We start from the raw sequence: 516 nt of genomic DNA on the forward strand, positions 1-516 counted from the left end.
CGATTGTATGATCAGATCAATGCCGCTTGCAGCCAAAGCTTAAAGAATATGCTGCAGACACTGGTTTCCGATGAAGACCACTTTACATTGAAGCAGCTGCGCGGGAGCGCTCGCAACTTCACCGGTACCGAGCTGCAGAAAGAGCTGGCGGTGTATAACCATATTCAACCGCTAATGGAGGATGTGACGACTGTACTCGACTCGCTTTCTCTGTCCCAGAAAAACCAGCATCACTATGCCGAACGGGTTGATTATTACGGTGCTAAACTTAAGCGTCAGTCGCCTGCTAACCAATGCTTGTACCTGCTGTGCTATCTGCAGTCTCGGTACCAGCAGGGCTTGGAGCGCATTGCGGAAGGGTTCATCCATCACACTCGACAGGTGAAGCAACGAGCGCATCAGATGGCGCAGGAACGGGTTTATCAAGACTGGCAAAAGGCAGCCCGCAACGTGAGTAAAGCCGCTGAGATCCTGCACCTGTTCGTGGATGACCGCATCGACCCTAATACTTCCTTC

1 pseudogene is annotated in these 516 nt (G+C 51.9%); it reads left to right on the plus strand.

The annotated features are described in order from the left end of the window. A pseudogene (locus tag A3761_RS08470) lies at positions 1 to 516 on the plus strand (Tn3 family transposase); the annotation flags it as partial.

The sequence above is a fragment of the Oleiphilus sp. HI0123 genome, from assembly GCF_001635315.1.